16 protein-coding genes and 1 pseudogene are annotated in these 20584 nt (G+C 70.7%); 8 read left to right on the forward strand and 9 right to left on the reverse strand.

The features are described from left to right. The first annotated feature begins 29 nt into the window (after window positions 1-29). Together FO059_RS06100 and FO059_RS06105 are read left to right on the forward strand one after the other, a co-directional pair. A complete protein-coding gene (locus FO059_RS06100; protein ID WP_143907216.1) occupies window positions 30-1331 on the forward strand; it encodes a citrate synthase in 1302 nt (433 codons plus the stop codon). A gap of 100 nt (window positions 1332-1431) precedes the next feature. Next, window positions 1432-1812 (forward strand): FKBP-type peptidyl-prolyl cis-trans isomerase, encoded by a 381-nt coding sequence (locus tag FO059_RS06105; protein WP_143907217.1) that lies wholly within the window; start codon window positions 1432-1434, stop codon window positions 1810-1812. A gap of 51 nt (window positions 1813-1863) precedes the next feature. On the opposite strand, the gene FO059_RS06110 is transcribed toward FO059_RS06105, so the two are convergent. The 6 genes from FO059_RS06110 to betT all read right to left on the reverse strand — a co-directional run bounded on the left by FO059_RS06110 (window position 1864) and on the right by betT (window position 9582). Next, window positions 1864-2661, reverse strand: a complete 798-nt coding sequence (locus FO059_RS06110; RefSeq protein ID WP_143907219.1) for a DsbA family protein — start codon at window positions 2659-2661, stop codon at window positions 1864-1866. 218 nt (window positions 2662-2879) lie between these two features. Beyond that, window positions 2880-3845 (reverse strand): M56 family metallopeptidase, encoded by a 966-nt coding sequence (locus FO059_RS06115; protein ID WP_143907221.1) that lies wholly within the window; start codon window positions 3843-3845, stop codon window positions 2880-2882. Beyond that, window positions 3842-4231: a BlaI/MecI/CopY family transcriptional regulator gene (locus tag FO059_RS06120; RefSeq protein ID WP_143907223.1), complete on the reverse strand. Its 390-nt coding sequence runs from the start codon at window positions 4229-4231 to the stop codon at window positions 3842-3844. The genes FO059_RS06115 and FO059_RS06120 overlap by 4 nt, the downstream gene beginning before the upstream one ends. Before the next feature lie 156 nt (window positions 4232-4387). Then, entirely contained in the window at window positions 4388-5941 is a 1554-nt protein-coding gene (locus FO059_RS06125) for a GMC family oxidoreductase (protein WP_143907225.1), read from the reverse strand. Between the two features lie 24 nt (window positions 5942-5965). Beyond that, complete coding sequence (locus FO059_RS06130) at window positions 5966-7441, reverse strand: aldehyde dehydrogenase family protein (RefSeq protein ID WP_143907228.1); 1476 nt, start codon at window positions 7439-7441, stop codon at window positions 5966-5968. 65 nt (window positions 7442-7506) lie between these two features. Continuing rightward, window positions 7507-9582 carry a choline BCCT transporter BetT gene (gene betT, locus FO059_RS06135; RefSeq protein ID WP_143907230.1) on the reverse strand — a complete coding sequence of 692 codons (2076 nt, stop codon included), beginning with the start codon at window positions 9580-9582 and terminating at the stop codon, window positions 7507-7509. 456 nt (window positions 9583-10038) lie between these two features. Between betT and FO059_RS06140 the strand changes: the two genes are divergently transcribed. The 3 genes and pseudogenes from FO059_RS06140 to FO059_RS06150 all read left to right on the forward strand — a co-directional run bounded on the left by FO059_RS06140 (window position 10039) and on the right by FO059_RS06150 (window position 12933). Next, the gene (locus tag FO059_RS06140) at window positions 10039-11679 is read left to right on the forward strand and encodes an alkaline phosphatase D family protein (RefSeq protein WP_143907232.1); all 1641 of its coding nucleotides are present in this window, start codon (window positions 10039-10041) and stop codon (window positions 11677-11679) included. Between the two features lie 166 nt (window positions 11680-11845). Next, window positions 11846-12028: pseudogene (locus tag FO059_RS06145) on the forward strand (type I restriction enzyme endonuclease domain-containing protein); the annotation flags it as partial. Beyond that, window positions 12025-12933, forward strand: a complete 909-nt coding sequence (locus FO059_RS06150) for a sugar phosphate isomerase/epimerase family protein (RefSeq protein ID WP_143907235.1) — start codon at window positions 12025-12027, stop codon at window positions 12931-12933. The pseudogene FO059_RS06145 and the gene FO059_RS06150, both read left to right, overlap by 4 nt. Window positions 12934-12990: 57 nt before the next feature. On the opposite strand, the gene FO059_RS06155 is transcribed toward FO059_RS06150, so the two are convergent. Then, window positions 12991-14106: a glycerophosphodiester phosphodiesterase family protein gene (locus FO059_RS06155; protein ID WP_143907237.1), complete on the reverse strand. Its 1116-nt coding sequence runs from the start codon at window positions 14104-14106 to the stop codon at window positions 12991-12993. Window positions 14107-14394: 288 nt separating this feature from the next. Here FO059_RS06155 and FO059_RS06160 point away from each other — a divergent pair, with 288 nt between their 5' ends. Then, window positions 14395-14841, forward strand: a complete 447-nt coding sequence (locus tag FO059_RS06160) for a hypothetical protein (protein ID WP_143907238.1) — start codon at window positions 14395-14397, stop codon at window positions 14839-14841. On the opposite strand, the gene FO059_RS06165 is transcribed toward FO059_RS06160, so the two are convergent. Beyond that, window positions 14842-16758 (reverse strand): propionyl-CoA synthetase, encoded by a 1917-nt coding sequence (locus FO059_RS06165; RefSeq protein ID WP_143907239.1) that lies wholly within the window; start codon window positions 16756-16758, stop codon window positions 14842-14844. It abuts the gene before it with no gap. Window positions 16759-16990: 232 nt separating this feature from the next. After that, on the reverse strand, window positions 16991-18532 hold the full coding sequence (locus tag FO059_RS06170; protein ID WP_143907240.1) for a carboxyl transferase domain-containing protein: 1542 nt from the start codon (window positions 18530-18532) through the stop codon (window positions 16991-16993). A 138-nt stretch (window positions 18533-18670) separates the two neighbouring features. On the opposite strand from FO059_RS06170, the gene FO059_RS06175 reads away from it, so the two are divergent. Then, window positions 18671-19429 (forward strand): enoyl-CoA hydratase, encoded by a 759-nt coding sequence (locus tag FO059_RS06175; protein ID WP_143907242.1) that lies wholly within the window; start codon window positions 18671-18673, stop codon window positions 19427-19429. Continuing rightward, window positions 19426-20571 (forward strand): MBL fold metallo-hydrolase, encoded by a 1146-nt coding sequence (locus FO059_RS06180; RefSeq protein ID WP_210416606.1) that lies wholly within the window; start codon window positions 19426-19428, stop codon window positions 20569-20571. The genes FO059_RS06175 and FO059_RS06180 overlap by 4 nt, the downstream gene beginning before the upstream one ends. Window positions 20572-20584: the final 13 nt, after the last annotated feature.

Genomic DNA, 20584 nt, shown 5'->3' on the forward strand with positions numbered 1-20584 from the left:
CTGAGTCACCAATCGGAGAGGGATGTTCTGTGTCTGCTGAGAATGACCAGAAAGCCGTACTCAGCTATCCGGGCGGTGAGCAGCCCCTGGGGGTTGTGCGTGCGGCCGAGGGCAACGACGGCGTCGCGCTCGGCTCGCTGCTGGCGGACACCGGCTTCGTCACGCTGGACGCCGGGTTCGTCAACACCGCCTCGTGCTCGTCGGCGATCACCTACATCGACGGCGGCAACGGGATCCTCCGATACCGCGGCTACCCCATCGAGCAGCTCGCGCAGAACTCCACGTTCATCGAGGTCAGCTACCTTCTGATCTACGGCGAGCTGCCGTCCGCCGCCCAGCTCGAGACCTTCACCGAGCAGATTCGCCGGCACACGCTGCTGCACGAGGACCTCAAGCGGTTCTTCGACGGATTCCCGCGCAACGCCCATCCCATGCCGGTGGTCTCCAGCGCGGTGAACGCCCTCTCCGCGTACTACCAGGACTCGCTCGACCCCGGCGATCCCGAGCAGGTCGAGCTGTCCACCATCCGGCTGCTGGCCAAGCTGCCGACCATCGCCGCGTACGCCTTCAAGAAGTCGGTGGGCCAGCCCTTCCTGTACCCGGACAACTCGATGGGGCTGGTCGAGAACTTCCTGCGGATGACCTTCGGCCTTCCGGCGGAGCCGTACGACCTCGATCCGGAGATCGCGGCGGCCCTGGACATGCTGCTGATCCTGCACGCCGACCACGAGCAGAACTGCTCCACGTCGACGGTCCGCCTGGTGGGGTCGTCCAACGCCAACCTGTTCACCTCGATCTCCGGCGGGATCAACGCCCTGTGGGGCCCGCTGCACGGCGGCGCCAACCAAGCGGTGCTCGAGATGCTCGACGAGATCCATGCCGCGGGCGGGGACACCAAGGACTTCATGCGCCGCGTGAAGAACAAGGAAGACGGCGTGAAGCTCATGGGCTTCGGCCACCGCGTGTACAAGAACTACGATCCGCGCGCGGCGATCGTCAAGCAGACCGCGGACAAGATCCTAGACAAGCTGGCGCCGGACGACGAGCTCCTCGGCATCGCCAAGGGCCTCGAAGAGGTGGCGCTGAACGACGACTACTTCATCGAGCGCAAGCTGTACCCGAACGTCGATTTCTACACCGGCCTGATCTACCGGGCGATGGGCTTCCCGCCGCGCATGTTCACGGTGCTGTTCGCGCTGGGCCGCCTGCCGGGCTGGATCGCCCACTGGCGGGAGATGCACAACGACCCGGCCACCAAGATCGGCCGTCCCCGCCAGATCTACACCGGCCACACGTCCCGCGATTACGTGGACCTTTCGCAGCGGTCGTAACCCGCAGCCGCGTGCACCGGCGCGCCGGGACGACCAGTCGCTCCCGCACACCCAGTAGCAATGAGACACGTCGCAGCGTCGACGACGAGAGGTGATCGCAATGACCAAGCCAGTGGTCGAGTACCCGGAGGGGCCCCCGCCGAACGACTTGGTCGTCGAGGACATCGTCGTCGGTGACGGTCCCGAGGCCCAGGCCGGCGACATCGTCGACGTCCACTACGTGGGCGTCGAGTACGACTCCGGCGAGGAGTTCGATTCGTCCTGGAGCCGCGGAGAGTCGATCCGCTTCCCGCTGCGCGGGCTCATCAAGGGCTGGCAGGACGGCATCCCCGGAATGCGGGTAGGCGGTCGACGTCAGCTGACCATCCCGCCGGAGCTGGGCTACGGGCCGGCGGGGGCGGGCCACCAGCTCTCCGGCCGGGCCTTGGTGTTCGTCATCGATCTGCTCGGTGTGCGCACACCGGACGACGCCGAGGAGTAGCCACCGGGCGACCCGTTCTCCGGCGTCACGCGTTCTCGGGCGTCAACGGTTCTACTGCTCGGCCAGGAGCCTGTCGATCATCGAGGTGAAGGTGTCGATCGGCTGCGCGCCGAGGATCGGATGACCGTTGACGGAGAATGCGGGCGTGGCGGGGATTCCGAGCCGCTGCGCCGTCATCGTGTCGACGTGCAGCAGAGCTTCGAAATCGTCACTGTTCATCTGCGCCATGAACCGGTCGATGTCCGGCACCCCGGCGTCGACGGCGAAGCCGCGGAGGCGCTCCGGGCTCATCTCTGCGTGGCCGGACTCCGGTGCGGCGGCGTAGAGGGCGGAGTTGAACTCCCAGAAGCGACCCTGAGCGGCAGCGGCCCGCCCGGCGCGTGCCGCACGGGCGGACTCCTCACCGTAGATGGGCAGATCCCGCCATTCGATCCGGAGCTGACCGCTGTCCACGTACCGGTCGATGAGCTCCGGCTTGATGTCCTGGCTGAACTTCGCGCAGAACGGGCAACGGTAGTCTGCGAACTCCACCAGGACGACCGGCGCGTCGACGGCCCCCATGGCGAGGGCGTCTCCCTCGGTCCTGCGAGCCAGATCGCCGAGCGGCCCGACCCCGCCGTCCGCGGATGCCCGGTCCTCGTCCGAGATCGATGCCGGGTTCGCCCCCGCAGCGGTCGCGTCGTCCTCGCCCTGTCCGGTGAACAGGACGATCCCCAGAACCACTGCGATGACCACGACGACGGCGAAGGCGGCGTACTCGATCCGCCTGCGCGTAAGTCCGGCCGCGGCAACAGGAGGGGACTCCCGTGCAGTGCGGCGGTCAGGATTGTCGTCCGGCTGCGGGTCCATCGATTCTCCGTCCGGTTTTTCTGCGTCGTCGGGGCGTTCCACTCATGCGAGCGAACTACTAGGCGGAATAGTATCCAAACGGCTACTATTTTGCATAGTTGCCCTGGGGCGAGGAGTGCGGCAACCGTCGGCAGTGCCTGTTGCGGAGCGCCGGCGTTACGAACGATCGGTGTGGCGGGCGCACGCGGGCTGTTGCGGTGCGCAGTGTCTGGGTCCGGTCAGGAGCTCAGGCGCAGGCACACTATGGCCGCAGCGGTGAGCGCCGATGCGATGGAAACGACCACGGGCACGACGGCCACGGTGACGGCGAGCGGGTAGTCCGCCGCCGCCCAGCGACGGCGGCCGCGATCGGGGCAGGCGCTGAGCCAGCACAGTCGTGCCGCCACCGCATCACCGGACAGTGCCAGCCCGGCCACGGGCGCGGCATACGGCGTGCCCGCGGCGAACTCATGCACGGTGAGGAGCGCGGCACCGACGGTGCCTGCGCCATTGCTGTGCGCGGCACGATTGTCCGCGGAGAACTCGACGAGCGTGCGGACGGCGTCCGGTGCCCGGGCGAACAACGGGATGAACGGCAGTGCGGCGGCCGTCGCCTCCGCCAGCCCCACCAGCGCGTGGTGCCGCCCATGCAGGTGGGCCGCCTCATGGTCGAGTACGGCGGCGCGTTCGGCGGTGGGCAACCGGCGGATATGCCCGCTCGCGATGATCGTCGGCGCCGCCCCGCCGACGCTGTAGCAGACCGGCTCGTCGGCATCGACCCACAGGACGGGGAACCCGCGGTGCGCGGTGCGGGAATCCGCGAGCCGATTCACCTCGAGCAGCAGCTTGGCCTCGGACGTGCGGCGCGTTCGCAGACGGCGCGCCACGGTGACCGCGACGAACAGCACGAGCCCGCCGAGCGCGGCGGTCGTCGCAACCTCCACGGCGGGAAGCCACGGGAGCGTGCCGTCCTCGCGCAACTGCTGCAGGCACACGTGGGCGGCGCCGAAGGTGGTGCGGCCCGGCTTGGTCATCAACGACACCGGGACGGCGATCAGGGCGCCCAGCACGAGCGTCATCGACGCTGTCCACGCGGCCAGCGCCAGGCGTGGGTGCAGCCCCGGCGCGACCGTGACGGACAGGTATCGGGGCGCGCCGAAACCGACGACGAGCGTCGCGATCAGCAGGCCGAGTGCGGCGATCACGTCGCAGTCCGTCCAGTGTCGGCGGGCCGGGCGCGTCCGGCCTTGCGCAGGGCACTGCGCAGGAACGCCGACTCCTCGTCGGTGGCGGACTGCGCGAAGTGCAGCAGCACGTTCTCCGGATCCCCACTCGAGGACAGCACCTCACGGAGCATCTCCGCGCCATACTGCGGGCGGGACTTGGCCGCACGATAGAGGAACGCGCGGCCGTCGCGCGTCCTGTCCGCCATGCCCTTGCCGTGCAGGTTGTCGAGGACCGTCATCACCGTGGTGTAGGCGTGGGTGCGGGGGGCGTCGAGACGCTCGAGAACCTGGCGCACCCGCAGCGGCTCAGTGCTGGCCCACAAAACCTGCATGACGGCCGACTCGAGCTCGCCCAGCCTCACCATGAGGACAGCCTCACCGGCCGCTTCGGCGGCCGCTGCCCGCATATGTCGTCCGGCATCGGTACTCCTGGTCGAAGGTCTGGTCCAGGCCAGTCTAACCTCGCCGCGGCATGGGCCGGCGTCCGCTCTTCGGGAGCGGCCGCAGGTGACGACGTGGCCCTACTGGTCGCTCCTGATCATCTCCGCGCACTTCTCGCCGATCATCATCGTCGTGATGTTGGGGTTGACGGCGACGATGTTCGGCATGATCGACGCGTCGGCGACGCGGAGGCCGCGTACGCCCTTCACCCGCAGCTGTGGATCGAGCGGGGCGCCGGGATCGTCCGGCGATCCCATCGGCACGGAGCCCGTCGGGTGGTAGACGGTGTTGTGGGTGCGGGTGATGTAGTCGGCGATCTCGTCGTCGGTGCGCACCGCATCGCCGGGGAACAGTTCCATGCCCGCCCACTCGGCCATCGCGGGCTGCGCGACGATCTCCCGCGCAAGCTTGATCCCGTAGGTCATGATGTCCATGTCGTACGGGTCCGAGAAGTACCGGGGGTCCACCCTCGGCTTGTCGCGGAAGTCCCGGCTGCGCAGCCGGACGGTGCCGCGGGAGCGTGCCTTCGTCACATTCGGGGTCAGGCAGAACGCGTTCTCCGACGTCGGATATCCCTGCCGGACTGTGTGCATGTCGAACGGGGTGTTGCCGAAGTGGAACATCAGGTCCGGCCGGTCCAGCCCCTCCACGGTGTTCGTGAAGATCCCGATTTCCCACCACTGCAGCGATTCGGTGACCATCGGCTTGCGTGCGTCCCACTGGATGACGCCCTCGGGGTGGTCCTGCAGGTGCGAGCCGACGCCGGGGGAGTCCACCAGCACGTCCACGCCCACCTCACGCAGGTGCGCGGCCGGGCCGATGCCGGAGAGCATCAGCAACTTGGGCGAGTCGATGGCGCCCGCCGAGACGATGACTTCGCGGTCGGCGTGGATGGTGTCGGTGCGCACGAGGTCCGGGTTCAGCACCTGGACCCCGGTGCAGCGCTTGCTGTCGTCGATGACGAGCTTCTTGGCCCACCGGCCGGTGAGCACCGACAGATTGGCACGCGTGTCCATGACGGGGTGCAGGTAGGACACGGACGACGACGAGCGTACGCCGTTGTCCAGCGCGTTCGTCTGGAAGAAGCCGGCCCCCTTGACCACGGTGCCGTCGTTGAACTGGACGGTGGGGATGCCGGCCTGGGCGCAGGCCTCCAGGATGGCGACCCCGGCCGGGTCCTCGGGCGCGATGTTGCGGATGCGCACCGGGCCGTCGTGGCCGTGGCGGTCGCCGGGCTGGTCGTTGTTCTCGAGCCCGCGCACCAGCGGCAGCGTCTTCTCGGATTCCCAGCCGGTGCAGCCCCAGTCGGCCGCCCACTCGTCGAGGTCCTCGGCCGGCGGCCAGAACGCGATGCACGAGTTGTGGGACGAGCAGCCGCCGAGCACCTTCGCCCGCGCGTGCCGCATGAACGAGTTGCCGTGCTCCTGCGGCTCGACCAGGTAGTCCCAGTCGTAGCCGGATTCGAGCAGCGCCGGCCAGCGGGTGAGCTGCAGGATCGCGTCGTCGCCCACGTCGCTGGGGCCCGCCTCGATCAGCGCGACAGTCACCGACGGGTCCTCGCTCAGCCGGACCGCGACCGCCGCGCCCGCGCTGCCGCCGCCGACCACGACGTAGTCGAAACGCTGCTCTGCCATGGGGTCTCCTTAGCGGGGATTCGCTCAGTGCTGCGGGAACCAGCCGGTGACGGCGGGCCGCAGGTTCTGGTAGATGTGCTTGGTCTCCTGGTACTCGGCCAGGCCGGTGGGCCCCAGCTCGCGGCCGTTTCCGGACATGCCGTACCCGCCCCATTCGGCCTGCGGCAGGTACGGGTGGAAGTCGTTGATCCACACGGTGCCGTGCCGCAGACGTGCGGCGACGCGTTCGGTCTTGCCGGCATCCTGGCTCCACACGCCTGCGGCCAGCCCGTAGGAGGTGTCGTTGGCGATGGCCACCGCCTCGTCCTCGGTGCGGAACGTCTCGACGGTGACCACGGGCCCGAAGCCCTCGTCCTGCACCACGGACATCTCCGAGCGGCATGCGTCGAGCACGGTCGGCGTGTAGTAGAAGCCGGATTCGAGTGCGCCCGCGGGCCACTCGCCGCCGCAGCGCAGCACCGCGCCCTCGTCGATGCCGGCCTGCACGTAGGCGGTGACCTTGTCGCGGTGCGCCGCGGAGATCAGCGGCCCGGTCTCGGCGGCCTCGTCGAACGGGCCGCCAAGGCGGATCTGCTGCGCACGGCGGACGAGCTCGTCGACGAACCGGTCGCGGATCGACTCCTCGACGATGAGCCGGGATCCGGCGGAGCACACCTGCCCGCTGTGCACGAACGCAGCGTTGAGGGCGTTGTCGACGGCGGCGTCGAAGTCGGCGTCCGCGAAAACCACGTTGGGGTTCTTGCCGCCGAGCTCCAGCGCCACCTTCTTCACCGTCGGGGCGGCGGACGCGGCGATGACACGGCCGGTGGCGAGCCCGCCGGTGAACGAGACCAGGTCCACGTCGGGATGCTCCGACAGCGGCGCGCCCGCAGTGGCGCCGGCGCCGAGCACCAGGTTGCCGACGCCCGCCGGCAGCCCGAGCCCGTCGAGCACGTCCATCAGGAGGATGGCGGTGTGCGGGGTGAGCTCGCTGGGCTTGAGCACGAACGTGTCGCCCGCCGCCAGCGCCGGGGCGACCTTCCAGGCCACCTGTAGCAGCGGATAGTTCCAGGGGGTGATCATCCCGCACACGCCCACCGGCTCGTGCACGATCCGGCTCGCGACGTCGGGGATGCCCGGGTCCACCACGCGGCCGGCCTCCTGGCCGGCGAGCCGGCCGAAGTAGCGGAAGCTCGCCGCGATGTCGTCCATGTCGATCTCGCTCTCCACCAGCCGCTTGCCGGTGTCGAGCGATTCCGCGCGCGCGAATTCCGCCTTGCGCGTGCCGCCGATGACGTCCGCCACCGCGAGCAGCAGCGCCCCGCGCTCGGCGGCGGGCGTCCCGCTCCAACCGCCCTCGTCGAAGGCGCTGCGGGCCGCGGCGATGGCGGCGACCGTGTCCTCACGGGTGGCCTCGCTGACCGAGCCCACCGGGCTGCCGTCGGCGGGGCAGTGGATCTCCCGCGTGCCGCCGTCCGCTGCCGCGGTCCACCGGCCGTCGATGAACAATGTCGATGGCATGGGTGCCTTCTCCTCGTGATGTCGGTGGGGTCGGTGGTGCCGGGGGGGGTGTCGGTGCGGCCGGGTCACGCTCCGGTGGAGCTCTCCCTGATGCGCAGGAAACCGAGATGCCGTTCGTACTGGTCCAGGACGTCTTCGATGATCTGGTCCTTGGTGAAACCCATGATGTCGTAGCCCTGACCGGTGCCGCCGTCCACGTACACCTCCATACGGAGGTACTCGTCGGAGGTGCGCGGCAGGCTCATCCCGTAGGCGGGCACGGCGACCCGTCGGCGCCACACCTGGTAGTGGAACGGCGTGGTGCCCTCCGAACCCACCTCGAGCTCGATCAGCTCGTCCTCCCCGGGGCCTCCGTCCGTCTCCGGCGCCCCCGGCGACGCGATCGGCCCGCAGTGCGCGTCGATACCGCGGCTGCGCAGCTCGTCGACCACCTCGCCGAGGCTCGGCAGGAGCACGTTCCGTTCGAAATCGCGCGCCCGCTCCTCACCGGGGAGACTGAGTACCCGTCCGAGTCTGTGCCGCCAGGACTGCGTGCGTTCGTTCCTGGTGCGGCCGGACAGCGAACCCGGCAGGCTCCGCTGGGCGCTCTCCACCCGGAACGACTCGACCCGCAGTGAGCGGTACAGACCGATGATCACGAGGATGATGACGAAGGCGAAGGGCAGCCCCATGATCACCGTGGCGCTCTGCAGTGCTCCGACCCCGCCGACGATGAGCATCGCCACGGTGAGCGTGCCGGTGGCCAGGGCCCAGAAGATGCGCAGCGCGGGCCGGCCGTCGTGCTGCGGGCTGGGCAGCTTAGACGACAGGTTCGCCATCACCAGCGCGGCCGAGTCCGCGGAGGTCACGTAGAACAGCAGCGCGGTCAAGGTGGCCACGGCCGCGACGGCGACGAACGCCGGATAGTTGTTGAGCAGTTCGTAGAAGGCGCCCTCGGGTTCGAGCACCGCCTGTTCCCCGAACTCGTCATCGCCCGATCGCACCAGGTCCAGCGCCGAATTGCCGTAGATCGACGCCCACATGAGGATGTAGAGGAACGGGATCGTCAGCGTGCCCAGGACGAACTGCCGGATGGTGCGTCCGCGGGAGATCCTGGCCAGGAACAGGCCCACGAACGAGGCCCACGCGATCCACCACGCCCAGAAGAACACCGTCCAGTCGGTCATCCAGGTGCCGGTGTCCTCGTAGGCGAAGGTCTGGCCGACCATGCCGGGGAAGAGCCGGAAGAAGTCGGCGACGTTGAGCACGAGGGCGTCGAGCAGGAACCGGGTCTTGCCCATCACCAGCACCCAGATGCTCAGCGCGAGCGCCAGGAACACGTTGAGAAGCGAGAGCATCTTGATGCCCTTGTCCACGCCGGAGATGGCGGACAGCGTGGCGACGGCGACGCCGACGACGACGATGGCGATCTGCGTGCCGGTGCCGATCGGGATGCCGAACACCATCTGCAGGCCCACGTTGACCATGACCACGCCGATGCCCAGCGATGTCGCGACGCCGAAGATCGTGCCGAGCAGCGCGGCGAAGTCGACCGTGTCGCCCAGGGCCCCCTTGACGCGCTTGCCGAACACGGGCGCAAGGGCGGAGCGGATGGCCAGCGGCATGTTCTTGCGGTACGCGAAGTAGGCGAGCGCGATGCCCATCAGCGCGTAGAGGCCCCAGCCGCTGACGCCGTAGTGGAAGAGGGTCCACGCGACGCCCTCGCGTGCGGCGTCGACGGTCTCCGGCGCGGTGCTGGGAGGGTCGAGGTATTGGGTGACGGGCTCCGAGACGGCGAAGTACATCAGGTCCGTGCTGATGCCGGCGGCGAACAGCATCGACGCCCACGACATCAGTCCGAACTCGGGCTGGGAGTGCGCCGGGCCGAGCTTGATTCCGCCGTACCGGGACACGGCCAGATAGATGACGAAGACCAGCACCACGGCGACGAGCGCCACGTAGAACCAGCCGAACCAGTCCGACGTCCAGGTGACGACGCTGCCGAGCACCGATTCCGCGTTCTCGGGCGCGATGAGCGCCCAGAGGGTGATCGCCAGGGTGACCGTCGCCGCGGGGACGAACACCCGCCAGTTGGTCCGCGCCCGGTCGGGCGCTTCGTCGACGTCGGCCGGATCGGAGGACTCGATCGTGGTGGCACTCACGTGGCGGATTCCTTTCGCAGGCTGACGTATGCCCCGCCGCGGAGACGAGTACGGGCCGGTCGACGCGGCTGCGTCCGGCCCGTCCTGTCCGACCCGCTCTTGTCCGACCCGCTCTTGTCCGGACCGATCCCGTCAGGTCGTGGCGTTCGGACCGGCGAGTGCACGGACAGCGGCGATTTCACAGTAGGCCACGTGGGCGCACGGCGAGCCCGGATGCTGAAACGGGCCTGGACAGGAAGAAGTGGATATGCATGGTGCGGCATGTAGTGCCACCTGCGGGATCATCAGCAACGGTGACGCGGATCATGCGCTGCGGGAGTGGATCTCCGCGTTCCTGCGCCACCCCCGTTCGAGGGGATCACGCCGGCGGGGCGGGGCGGGATTTCATCGGAAGGTCGCTTCCGCTTCGGCTCGGATCCGCGTCCCGGTGAAGACGGGCGACTTGACTCGGGGACCATGAGCAGACCAGAGATATCCCTGCCCGACCTTTCCGTCTCCGGCGGCACCACGCGCCGTGGCTTCCTCACGTGGAGCGCCCTGGTGGGCGCGGCGGCGTTCACCCCCGCGATGCTGTCCGGGCCCGACGCCGCGGCCGCCCCCGCGGCCGGTTCGCTGGGCAGCGCCGGAAGCCTCGGAGGCGGTCATCCGTTCGCGCTCGGCGTGGCGTCGGGCGACCCGCTGCCGGATTCGGTGATCCTGTGGACCCGCGTGACGACCGATCCGCTGGTACCGGGCGGCGGGGTGCCGCCCGTACCGGTGCCGGTGGACTGGGAGGTGGCCCGCGACGAGCGCTTCCGGGACGTCGTGGCCCGCGGCACCGACGTGGCGTTGCCGGCCGCGGCGCACTCCGTGCACGTCGACGTGCGGGGGCTCGAACCGTGGCGCCGCTACTTCTACCGGTTCCGGGCGCTGGGGGAGCTCTCTCCCGTCGGCCGCACGCGGACGGCGCCCGCAGCGGGGGCCGACGTCGGCGCGGTGGCCTTCGCCTGGGCGTCCTGCCAGGCCTGGTATCAGGGTTACTTCACGGCGTACGCGGACATGGCCGCGCAGGACCTGGATGTGGTGTTCCACCTCGGCGACTACATCTACGAGTACGACCTGCCGAAGGACTCCGTGCGCCCGCTCGACGGACTGAGCCCGGAGGTGCGCCGGGAGACGACGACGCTGCAGGACTACCGGCTGCGCTACGGGCTGTTCAAGAGCGACGAGCACCTGCAGAGCGCGCACCGCGCTGCGCCGTGGATCCACACCATCGACGACCACGAGGTGGACAACAACTGGGCGTCGGCGATCTCGCAGGACGAGGGCGCCGACCCGCGTGCGTTCCTCGAGCGGCGCGCGCAGGCCTTCCGGGCGTGGTGGGAGCACACACCCACCCGGGTGCTGCCACCGTCGGGGCCGGACATGCGCCTGTACCGGCGCTACGAATACGGCAGTCTGGCGTCGTTCTCCGTGCTCGACACCCGCCAGTACCGCAGCGACCAGGCGCACGGAGACGGCCAGCACGTGCAGGACAAGGTCACCGCCGACCCGGGGCGCACGATCACCGGCGGGGAGCAGGAGCAGTGGATCCTCGACGGGTTCGACAGGTCGCACGCCCGCTGGAACTTCCTGGCGCACCAGACCGTCATCACCGACCTGCCGCGGATCCGGGACGGTGAGCGCCAGGTCGGCATGGACGGCTGGAGCGGGTATGAGGCGTCGCGGCACCGGGTCCTGGACGGCGCGCGGGATCGCGGTGTGCGCAACCTCGTCTCGATGGTCGGCGACATCCACCGCACCACCGTCTCCGAGCTGCGCCGCGATTATCGCGACGACTCGTCGCCGGCGGTCGGCGTGGAGATCGCCGGCACGTCCATCTCCTCCGGTAAGGACGGCGCGGACAGCGACAAGGCGAACGAGGAGTTCCTCGCGAACAATCCCGCGATGAAGTTCGGCAGCGCCCAGCGCGGATACGTGCTCTGCGAGCTGCGGCCGGACCGGTGGCAGGCGCAGCTGAGAGTGACCGACAAAGTGACCGTGCCCGGCCGTCCGGTGCGCACCCGGGCCACGATCACCGTGCCCGACGGGAGGCCGGAGATCGACGTGCGCGCGTGAGGGTGCGGGGGAGGAGAGGATGGCCCGCATCGAAGTCGAGAACGACCCGACAATCAGGCGGAACACCCTCGTCGAGCACGAGCCCTGCCTGCGCGAGTACTTCGCGCACGGGATCAGGCGCGGCTGAACGCGGAGGTCCCATCCGGCGCGTCACGCCCGTGGCCTCGTCGGGGTCACGCGGCGCGATGTCCGCACCGACTGCACGGTGCGCGAGGACGTCAAGTCCACGCTGTGGTCGCCGCTCAAGCGACTGCTCAATAAGCACGGGTACCCGTCGGACGAGCAACCCGCCGCGATCAAGGCGGTTATCGTCCAGATGGAGGCCATCGCACCGAGAATGGGCGCATGATGCACTCCCACCCTTCCGGCCCGGACGCCCACGACGGCCCCGACCCGCTCGACGGCTCCAACCTGCTCGACGGCTACGCCCTGCTCGACGGCTACGCCCTGTGCTGGGGGTGCGTCCCCGGCGCCGGCCTGGCGGATCTGACGGCCCTCGCCGCCCGGCACGGTTTCCGCGAGGTCAGTGTGCGTCCCCGCCAGTACTTCGCGGCCGCCCGCGACGATCCCGGATGGCGCGGGTTGTTCGACGACGCCGGCATGCGGGTGGGCGTGGTGGACGCATTGCTGTCGCGGCTGCCCGGGGCGCCGGATCCCGGCGACGTGCCGCCGGGGCTGCGGGCCGACTACGCGCTGGGCCTGGACGACTGCCTCGAGGCGGCGGAGGCGCTCGGGGCGCGGGCGCTCAACGTGGCGCACTACCTGGGCAGTGCTGTTCCACTCGACGAGATGGCGGACGCGGTCCGCGAGGTCGCCGACGCCGCCGCGCGGATCGATCTGGCGGTGGCGCTCGAGTTCATCCCCGGCACCGGCATCCCCGACCTGGCCGCCGCACTCGACATCGCACGCCGGGCGGCGCGGCCGAATGCGGGCGTGCTCTTCGACAGCTGGCACTTTCTCCGCAACGGCGGCGCGCTCGGCGACATCGCCGGCCTCGCGGAGTGCCCCGTCGTCGAGGCGCAGCTCAGCGATCGTCGCACGCCCGCGCCCGGCGAGGAGTACGTGCCGATGCGGGGGCGGCTGCCGCTGGGGGAGGGCGAGGCGCCGCTCGCCGCCATCGCGCGGGCGCTGCGGCAGGCGGCGCCGGAGGTGGTGTTCAGCCTCGAGGTCTTCCCGGACGAGCCCGGCGACCCGGACCGGACCGTGGCGCACCTGGCGGAGACCACCCGCGCGTTCGCATCCACCCACCGGTGAGCGCGCGCCTACGTTCCGGAGCCGGAATCCGTAGGCACGCGCTCACCGGTCACGCGGTCACTGCGCGGGGAACGCCTGCGGCAGTGTCATTCCGCGCTCGGTCATTACGGCGCGCAGGCGAGTCGGGTAGTCGGTGATGAGTCCGTCGACGTCGAGGTCGAGGAGCTCGCCCATGCGGGCGGTGTCGTCGACGGTCCACGGCACCACGCGGTAGCCGGCGTCGTGCGCGGCGGCGATGAGCGGTGCATCGACGAGCTTGTGCGACGGGGACAGGACTTCGACGCCGAGCGTGTCCGCCGCCGCGAGGATGTCCCCGCCCGCCGCGTCGTAGTCGACGGGACCGGTCCACTCGGACCCGGAGAACCAGTTCGAGTCGTTCCACAGCATCACCAGCGGGATCGACGGCTCCGCCGCGCGCACCAGCGGCAGCGACCGCCAGTCGAAGCTCTGGATCATCACCTTGTCCGTGACGCCCTTGTCGCGCACTACGGCGAGAATGGTGTCGACGAACTCCTGCGGCGAGGCGGTGAGCCCGGGCCTGTCCGCCTCGATCTTCGTCTCGATGTTGAAGTGCACGTCCGCGTTCCGCTCCTTGGCGACGGCGAACACGTCGCGGAGCCGGATGAGCGTGTTGCCCTCGACCACCTCCGCGTCCGGGTGGTTCGGCAACGGAACGTCGCAGGCGAGCGTCTGCAGCTGATCCCACGTGAGGTCGTGGAGGGCGTCACCGACGTACGGGAACACGGGATCGCCGTCGGTGGCGGGCGCGGTGTCGCGGCACTTGCCCGCGGAGATCACCGGGTCGTGCCACACCACCGGCACGCCGTCCGCGCTGATGCCGATGTCCAGCTCCAATGTGGTGACGCCCAGCTCGACGGACTTCTCGAACGCCCGCCGTGATTCCTCGGTGGTCTCGCCGAGGCCGCCGCGGTGTGCCTGCAGGTCGAACCCGTCCGGGAGGTTCGCCGCGGGGCCGCTGGTGCCCGGTTCGCCCGGGAGCGACCCCGTGCCGAGGGAGCCGAGCAGGCCGGTTGACCCGAACGGGCCGGCGGACGGAGCGGCGTGCGCCACGGTGGAGATCGCGGTGGCGGCGGCGATCGCGGACGCGACTACGGAAACGCTGCGGATCAGCGGCCGGCGGCGCCGCTCTGCGGGACGTCGACTGTGCGACATGGGGTTCCTTTCACAGGGCAGGACACCCCGGTCCGGAGTGCCGCTGCCGACGCTAGGTGCGGCGCGGGCGCCCGGCGGGACTCGTGCGGTGAGCGCCCCGAGGATTCACCCGGTAATCGACGGCCGGTCGCCGCGTCGCCGCCTCACCGGTCACGATGACGTCACGCCGCCGGAACGTGTCGGAGGCCTGTGCGAGACTCTGCTCGTTACGGGGAGAGCCGGTCTGTCGCCGGCCGGCGTCCATGCGGCGCGCCTACAGTTCTCCGACGGCACAGTGGGAGGTAGCCGATGCGGGTGTCGCACCCTTATCTTCGGGTGGTCGCGGGGTTCTTCGCCGCCGTGTTCCTCATGGGCGTCGTGGACCTGGGCCTGGACGGGGAGGCCGGCGCGGCGATCGTCGCGCTGGTGCTGGCGGGCGCGCTCGGCTGGTACGCGGTGATCGGGCCGTTGCGCGTGCGTGCGCGGCGCATCAGTGAACAGAACGCGGCGACGGCCGCCCGCGCCGACGCGGCGAACCAGGCCTACCTGGCCGGCGACCTGCGCGCCGCGATGGCCCCGCCGCCGCCGGTGCCGCCCCGCCTGCCCGTGCGGCGCGGCGTGCTCGCCGCCGTCGGCGTCGCCGCGCTCCTGTTCGTCATCGCCGTCGTCAGCGTGGTCACCGGCAGCGGCGAAGCGGCCGGTGCGGTGGTTCCGCACGGTGCGGCGCTGCAATCCGCCTCCACACCGGCCGTGTAGTCAGTCGCCCAGCTGCTTCTCCAGCGCCTCGAGCACGGCCATGTCCTCGATGGTGGACGGCACCACCACGTCCTGCTTGTCGACGATCTGGCGCATGGTCTTGCGCAGGATCTTGCCCGAGCGGGTCTTGGGCAGGGCGTCCACCACGGTGACGTCCCGGAACGAGGCGACGGCCCCGATCTCGTCGCGCACGAGCGCCACCAACTCCTCACGCAGCGTGTCCGCGTCGATGGTCGACCCGGACTTGAGCACCACGTAGCCGCTGGGGCGCTGGCCTTTGAGGTCGTCGTGGATGCCGATCACCGCGCATTCGGCCACGTCCGGGTGCCCCGCCACCACGGCCTCCATCCCGCCGGTAGACAGCCGGTGGCCGGCCACGTTGATCACGTCGTCGGAACGGCCCAGGACGAAGACGTAGCCGTCCGCGTCGATCCGGCCGGAGTCGCCGGTGGCGTAGTACCCGGGGAACGCCGCCATGTAGGACCCGTGGAAGCGCTCGGGGTCGCCCCACAGCCCGGTCAGCGTGCCCGGTGGCAGCGGCAGGCGGATCGCGATATTGCCCTCCTCGCCCGCGCCCACCTGCCGGCCTTTGTCGTCGAGGATCTCCACCCGGTAGCCGGGCACCGGCACCGTCGACGACCCGGGCTTGATGGGCATGGGCTCGAGCCCCACGAGATTCGCGGTGATCGGCCAGCCGGTCTCCGTCTGCCACCAGTTGTCGATCACAGGCACGCCGAGGACCTTGCCCGCCCACTCGAACGTGTCGGGGTCCAGTCGCTCGCCGGCGGTGAACAGGTGCGTCATCGAGGACATGTCGTGCGGCCCCATCAGCGATGCGTCGGGGTCGACCTTGCGGATGGCGCGAACGGCGGTGGGCGCGGTGAACAGCGCCTTGACGCCGTGCTGGGCGATGACCCGCCAGAAGGCGCCGGCGTCGGGGGTGCCCACGGGTTTGCCCTCGTAGAGCACCGTGGTGGCGCCGGCGAGCAGCGGGGCGTACACGATGTAGGAGTGCCCGACGACCCAGCCGACGTCGGAGGCGCACCACCACGTATCGCCTGCGCGGATGTCGAAGATGTTGGCCATCGACCAGTGGAGAGCCACCGCGTAGCCGCCGTTGTCGCGCACCACGCCCTTCGGCTTGCCGGTGGTGCCGGAGGTGTAGAGGACGTAGAGCGGGTCGGTCGCCGCGACGGCGACGGGTTCGGCGTGTTCGGCATCGGCCATGAGCCCGTCCCAATCGAGCCAGTCCGGGTGGTCCTCGGCGGAGCCGGCGACCTGCTCGCGCTTTTTGACGATCACCGTCTGCGGGGCGGACGCCGTCATCTCCAGCGCCTGGCGGACCATCGGCAGATACGGCACGCGGCGCGCGGGTTCTATGCCGCCGGAGGCCGTGACGAGCGCTTTGGGCTCGGCGTCCTCGACGCGCGCGGCAAGTTCCTTTGCGGCGAAACCGCCGAAGACGACCGAGTGCACTGCGCCCAGACGCGCGCAGGCGAGCATGGCGATGGCCGCCTCGGGGATCATCGGCATGTAGATGACGACGCGATCGCCGTGGCCGATGCCCTGAGCGGCGAGCACGCCCGCGAACCGCGAGACCTCGTCGAGCAACTCCGCATACGAGTAGGTGCGCTGCTCGCCGAGCACCGCGGAGTCGTAGATCAACGCGGCGCGGTCGCCGTGTCCCGCGGCCACATGGCGGTCGAGCGCGTTGGCGCAGGTGTTGAGCCGGCCGTCCGGGAACCAGCGGCCGGACTCCGAGGCTTCGGCGTCCAGGGCGCGGGTCGGGGGCGCCGACCACTCGATCCCGCGCGCGGCGGTCAGCCAGAATTCGTCCGGCGTGGTGATCGACGCGTCGTAGGCCTGCGTGTATGCGCCGGTGCGCGGACCGTGGCCGCCCTGCCCGTTGCTGGTCATTTCCCACCTCGACTCGGGTAGTCCGATGTGCTCGAACCCTGTGGCTCCTCAGGTTCGAGCCCGATACGACCACAGTATTGTGCCGACGGTCACAATGTCAGCCCTGGCGGGACGCGGCGGGGTCTTCACCCCTTCACGGGGGTGGGCGCATCGCCGCGTTTGGTGGACTTCTGGCTGGAAATCGGCCGAATTCCGACCAGATGTCCACCAAACGCGGTCAGGGGTCACGCGGTCAGGGGAGCCCCAGGCGCCGGTACCGGTTCAGCCGGGCACGCATCCGGTCGTCGTCGCCGAAATCGGCGAGCGCGCGCAGTTCGGCGGCGATCGCGGCGCCGGCGCGGGCGACGAGCTCCGCGGGGCCTTCGCCGGCTTCTTCGAGGACGACCGCGTCGATGATCCCGTCGCGCAGCAGGTCGCGTGAGCGGACGCCCTGCTCGCCTGCCATCTGCGGGGCGTGTGCCGTGTCGCGGTGCACGATGGCGCTCGCCCCCTCCGGCGGCAGCGGCGCCAGCCACCCGTGCTGCGCGGCCAGCACGCGGTCGGCGGGCAGCAGCGCCAGCGCACCGCCGCCGCTGCCTTGCCCCAGAATGATCGACACGGTGGCCGTGCGCAGCGTCACCAGGTCGGCTACGCAGCGCGCGATCTCCGGGGCCAGGCCGCGCTCCTCGGCCGCGACGGACAGCGCCGCGCCGACAGTGTCGATGACGAGCACGAGGGGCAGCCGCAACTGCTCGGCCAGCCGCATCGCCCGGCGTGCCTCCCGCAGCGCCCCCGGACCCATCGGCGTCGTGGGCGTCTGCGCCACTCTGTCCTGTCCCAACACCACGGCGGGTACGCCGTGGATCCGCGCCAGCGCAAGCACCATCGCGCTCTCCACCTCGCCTTGGCCGGTGCCGCTGAGCGCGACGAGATCGGCGGCGGAGTGCGCGAGCAGGGCGCGGATGCCCGGCCGATCACCGTGCCGGGACAACATGACCGACTGCCATGCGGGGACGTCGGGGACGTCGGTGCAGCTCGAGACGACGTGCGCCTCGGGATCCGGCCCGGCGTGCGGGCCTGCGGCGTGCGATGGGGGTTCCGGGCTCCCGGCGAGCACCCGCAGCGCGCGAACCAGCAGCGGGCGCAGGTCGGAAGGGGCCACGACGCCGTCGACGATGCCGTTGCGGAACAGATTCTCCGCGGTCTGCACCCCGTCCGGGAACTCTTCGCCGTAGAGCGCGGCATACACGCGGGGGCCCAGGAAGCCGATCAGGGCGCCCGGCTGCGCCACGGTGATGTGGCCGAGCGAGCCCCAGGAGGCGAAGACGCCGCCGGTCGTCGGGTTGCGCAGGTAGACGAGGTACGGAAGGTGCGCTGCCTTGTGGTTCTGTGCCGCCGCCGCGATCTTGACCATCTGCAGAAAAGCCGTGGTGCCCTCCTGCATGCGCGTGCCGCCGGAGGTGGGCGAGGCGATCACCGGCAGTCCTTCCGCGGTCGCGCGTTCGATGGCGGCGGTGATGCGCTCGGCCGCGGCAACGCCGATGGATCCGCCGAGGAACCCGAACTCGCAGGCGATCAGCGCCACCCGGCGGCCGTCCACGGTGGCCTCGCCCGTGAGAACCGATTCGTCCACGCCGGTGCGCTCGCGGGCGCGGCGCAGCGAGTCGGCGTACGCGTCGGTGGTGGCCGGCAGCACCGGGGCGGAGTCCCAGGTTGCGTACGAGTCCTCGTCGACGACGGCCTCGATCATGGCGTGTGCGGTGATGTGCTCGGGCGCCGCGCCGGGTGCGGGCATGGGCCGCCTCCTATCGGGTTCCTCCGCGGTGGTGTCCCAGACGCTACCGTCAGGGCCGGTGCGTGACTGTATCTTCAGGATGAGCGGCTACCGGCGAGTAGACGGTGCGCCGGCGGCGAACGGGAGAGGAGTGGACGGGTGACTGGAACCGACGCGGAATCCGCGAAGGTCGGCGTGCTGCACGAGGGTGCCGTGGCGGTGCTGGAGTTGCAGCGGCAGGACAAGCGCAATGCGCTGAACACGTCGATGTGCGACGCGATCCGTGAGGCGGTGGCGGCGGCCGCCGCAGACGGCGCGCGTGCCGTCGTGATCACCGGTGCGGGCAGCGCGTTCTGCGCCGGCGCGGACCTGTCCGGCGATGTGTACAGCAGCCGATTCCCGTTGGCGCTGGTGCACATGCTGCACACGATCGAGCAGGTGCCGGTTCCGGTGATCGCCGCGGTCAACGGTCCAGCCATCGGGGCTGGCACCCAGCTGGCCATGGCCTGCGACCTGCGTGTGGTCGACGAGGGTGCGCGCTTCCAGATTCCCGTCGTCAAGGTGGGCCTCGCCGTGCACAACTGGACCGTCCGCAAGCTCACCGAGATGGTCGGCGGAGGCCACGCGCGCACGATGCTCTTGGGCGCGGAGCAGTTGGACAGCGAACGTGCGGGTGCGCTGGGCCTTGCGAATCGGATCGGCGACGTGGCGGCGGCCCGGGAGTGGGCGGCGGAGTTGGCGGGCTTCGCCCCGCTGAGCCTGCAGCACCTGAAGATGGTCTTCAACGACGACGGCGGCCGGTCCAAGGCCTCGGACGAGCAGACGGAGCTGTTCAACAAGGTCTGGGCCAGCGAGGACAAGTCGGAGGCGAGCCGGGCGCGACGCGAGGGCCGCGCACCCCGGTTCCAGGGGGCATGACCGCCGTGCGGCCGACCGGTCGCGATCGCCGCGGTCGCCGGGCGGCCGCGGCGATCGCGTGCGCCGGCGCTGCGGGCGCGGCGGCGGTGCTGGCCGGCGAGCTGCGCCACGTGCGGGGCGAGATCGGGGCCGCGGCGCCCCGGGGTGCGCGGTTCCGCAATTCCGAAACGTCGACGGCGTTCGAGCCCGGGGCGCTGTGGAGCGGCGTCCGTGAGATGCGCCGGGTGGGCGACCGCAGGAGGCCTGCGCGGGCGGTTCCGGTGATCGTGCCGGATTTCGGCGCGGCGGCGGGGGAGTCGGCGGCGACCTGGCTGGGACACGCCACGGTGCTTCTGGAGATCGAGGGGCGGCGGGTGCTGACCGATCCGGTCCTGCGTGAGCGCTGTTCCCCGTCCCGGTGGATCGGCCCGCGTCGCCTGCACCGTCCGCCGGTGATGGCTTCGGGGCTGCCGCAGATCGACGCGGTGGTGATCTCCCACGACCACTACGACCATCTCGAGCGCGCCACGGTGGTCCGTTTGGCGCGGACGCAGGACTGCACGTTCATCGTGCCGATGGGGGTTGCGGCGCACCTGCGGAAGTGGGGCATCGACGGTGCCCGCATCGTGGAACTGGACTGGGGTGCGTCGGCGGTCGTGGCGGGGCTGTCCTTCACGTCGTGCGAGGTGCGGCACTTCTCGGGGCGCGGGCTCCGGCGCGACGGGACGCAGTGGGCCGGCTGGAGCATGGCAGGAGCGCGGAAGCGGGTGTTCTTCGGCGGCGACAGCGGTGGCACGACGGCGTTCGCGGCGGCCGGCGACGCGCACGGACCGTTCGACCTGACGGTGCTGCCCATCGGGGCGTACTCGGCGCTGTGGCCGGACATCCACATGACGCCGGAGGAGGCCGTCGCCGCGTGCGTCGACCTCAACCCCGGCGGTCGCACCACCACCTTGCTCCCGGTGCACTGGGCGACGTTCGACCTGGCCCCGCACACGTGGTCCGAGCCCATCGTCCGGCTGCTCGAGGCGGTCCGGGGCCGGGCGGGTGCACCCGGCGTCCGGACCGACGCTGTCGTGCCGCCGCCCGGGCGCAGAGTGGACCTCGAGTCGTGGGCCGGCGGCGGTGAGCCCTGGTGGAGTCAAGACGGCATCGCTGATTGACGGTCGCGGGTGG

Source organism: Tomitella fengzijianii (genome assembly GCF_007559025.1).
GTDB lineage: Bacteria > Actinomycetota > Actinomycetes > Mycobacteriales > Mycobacteriaceae > Tomitella > Tomitella fengzijianii.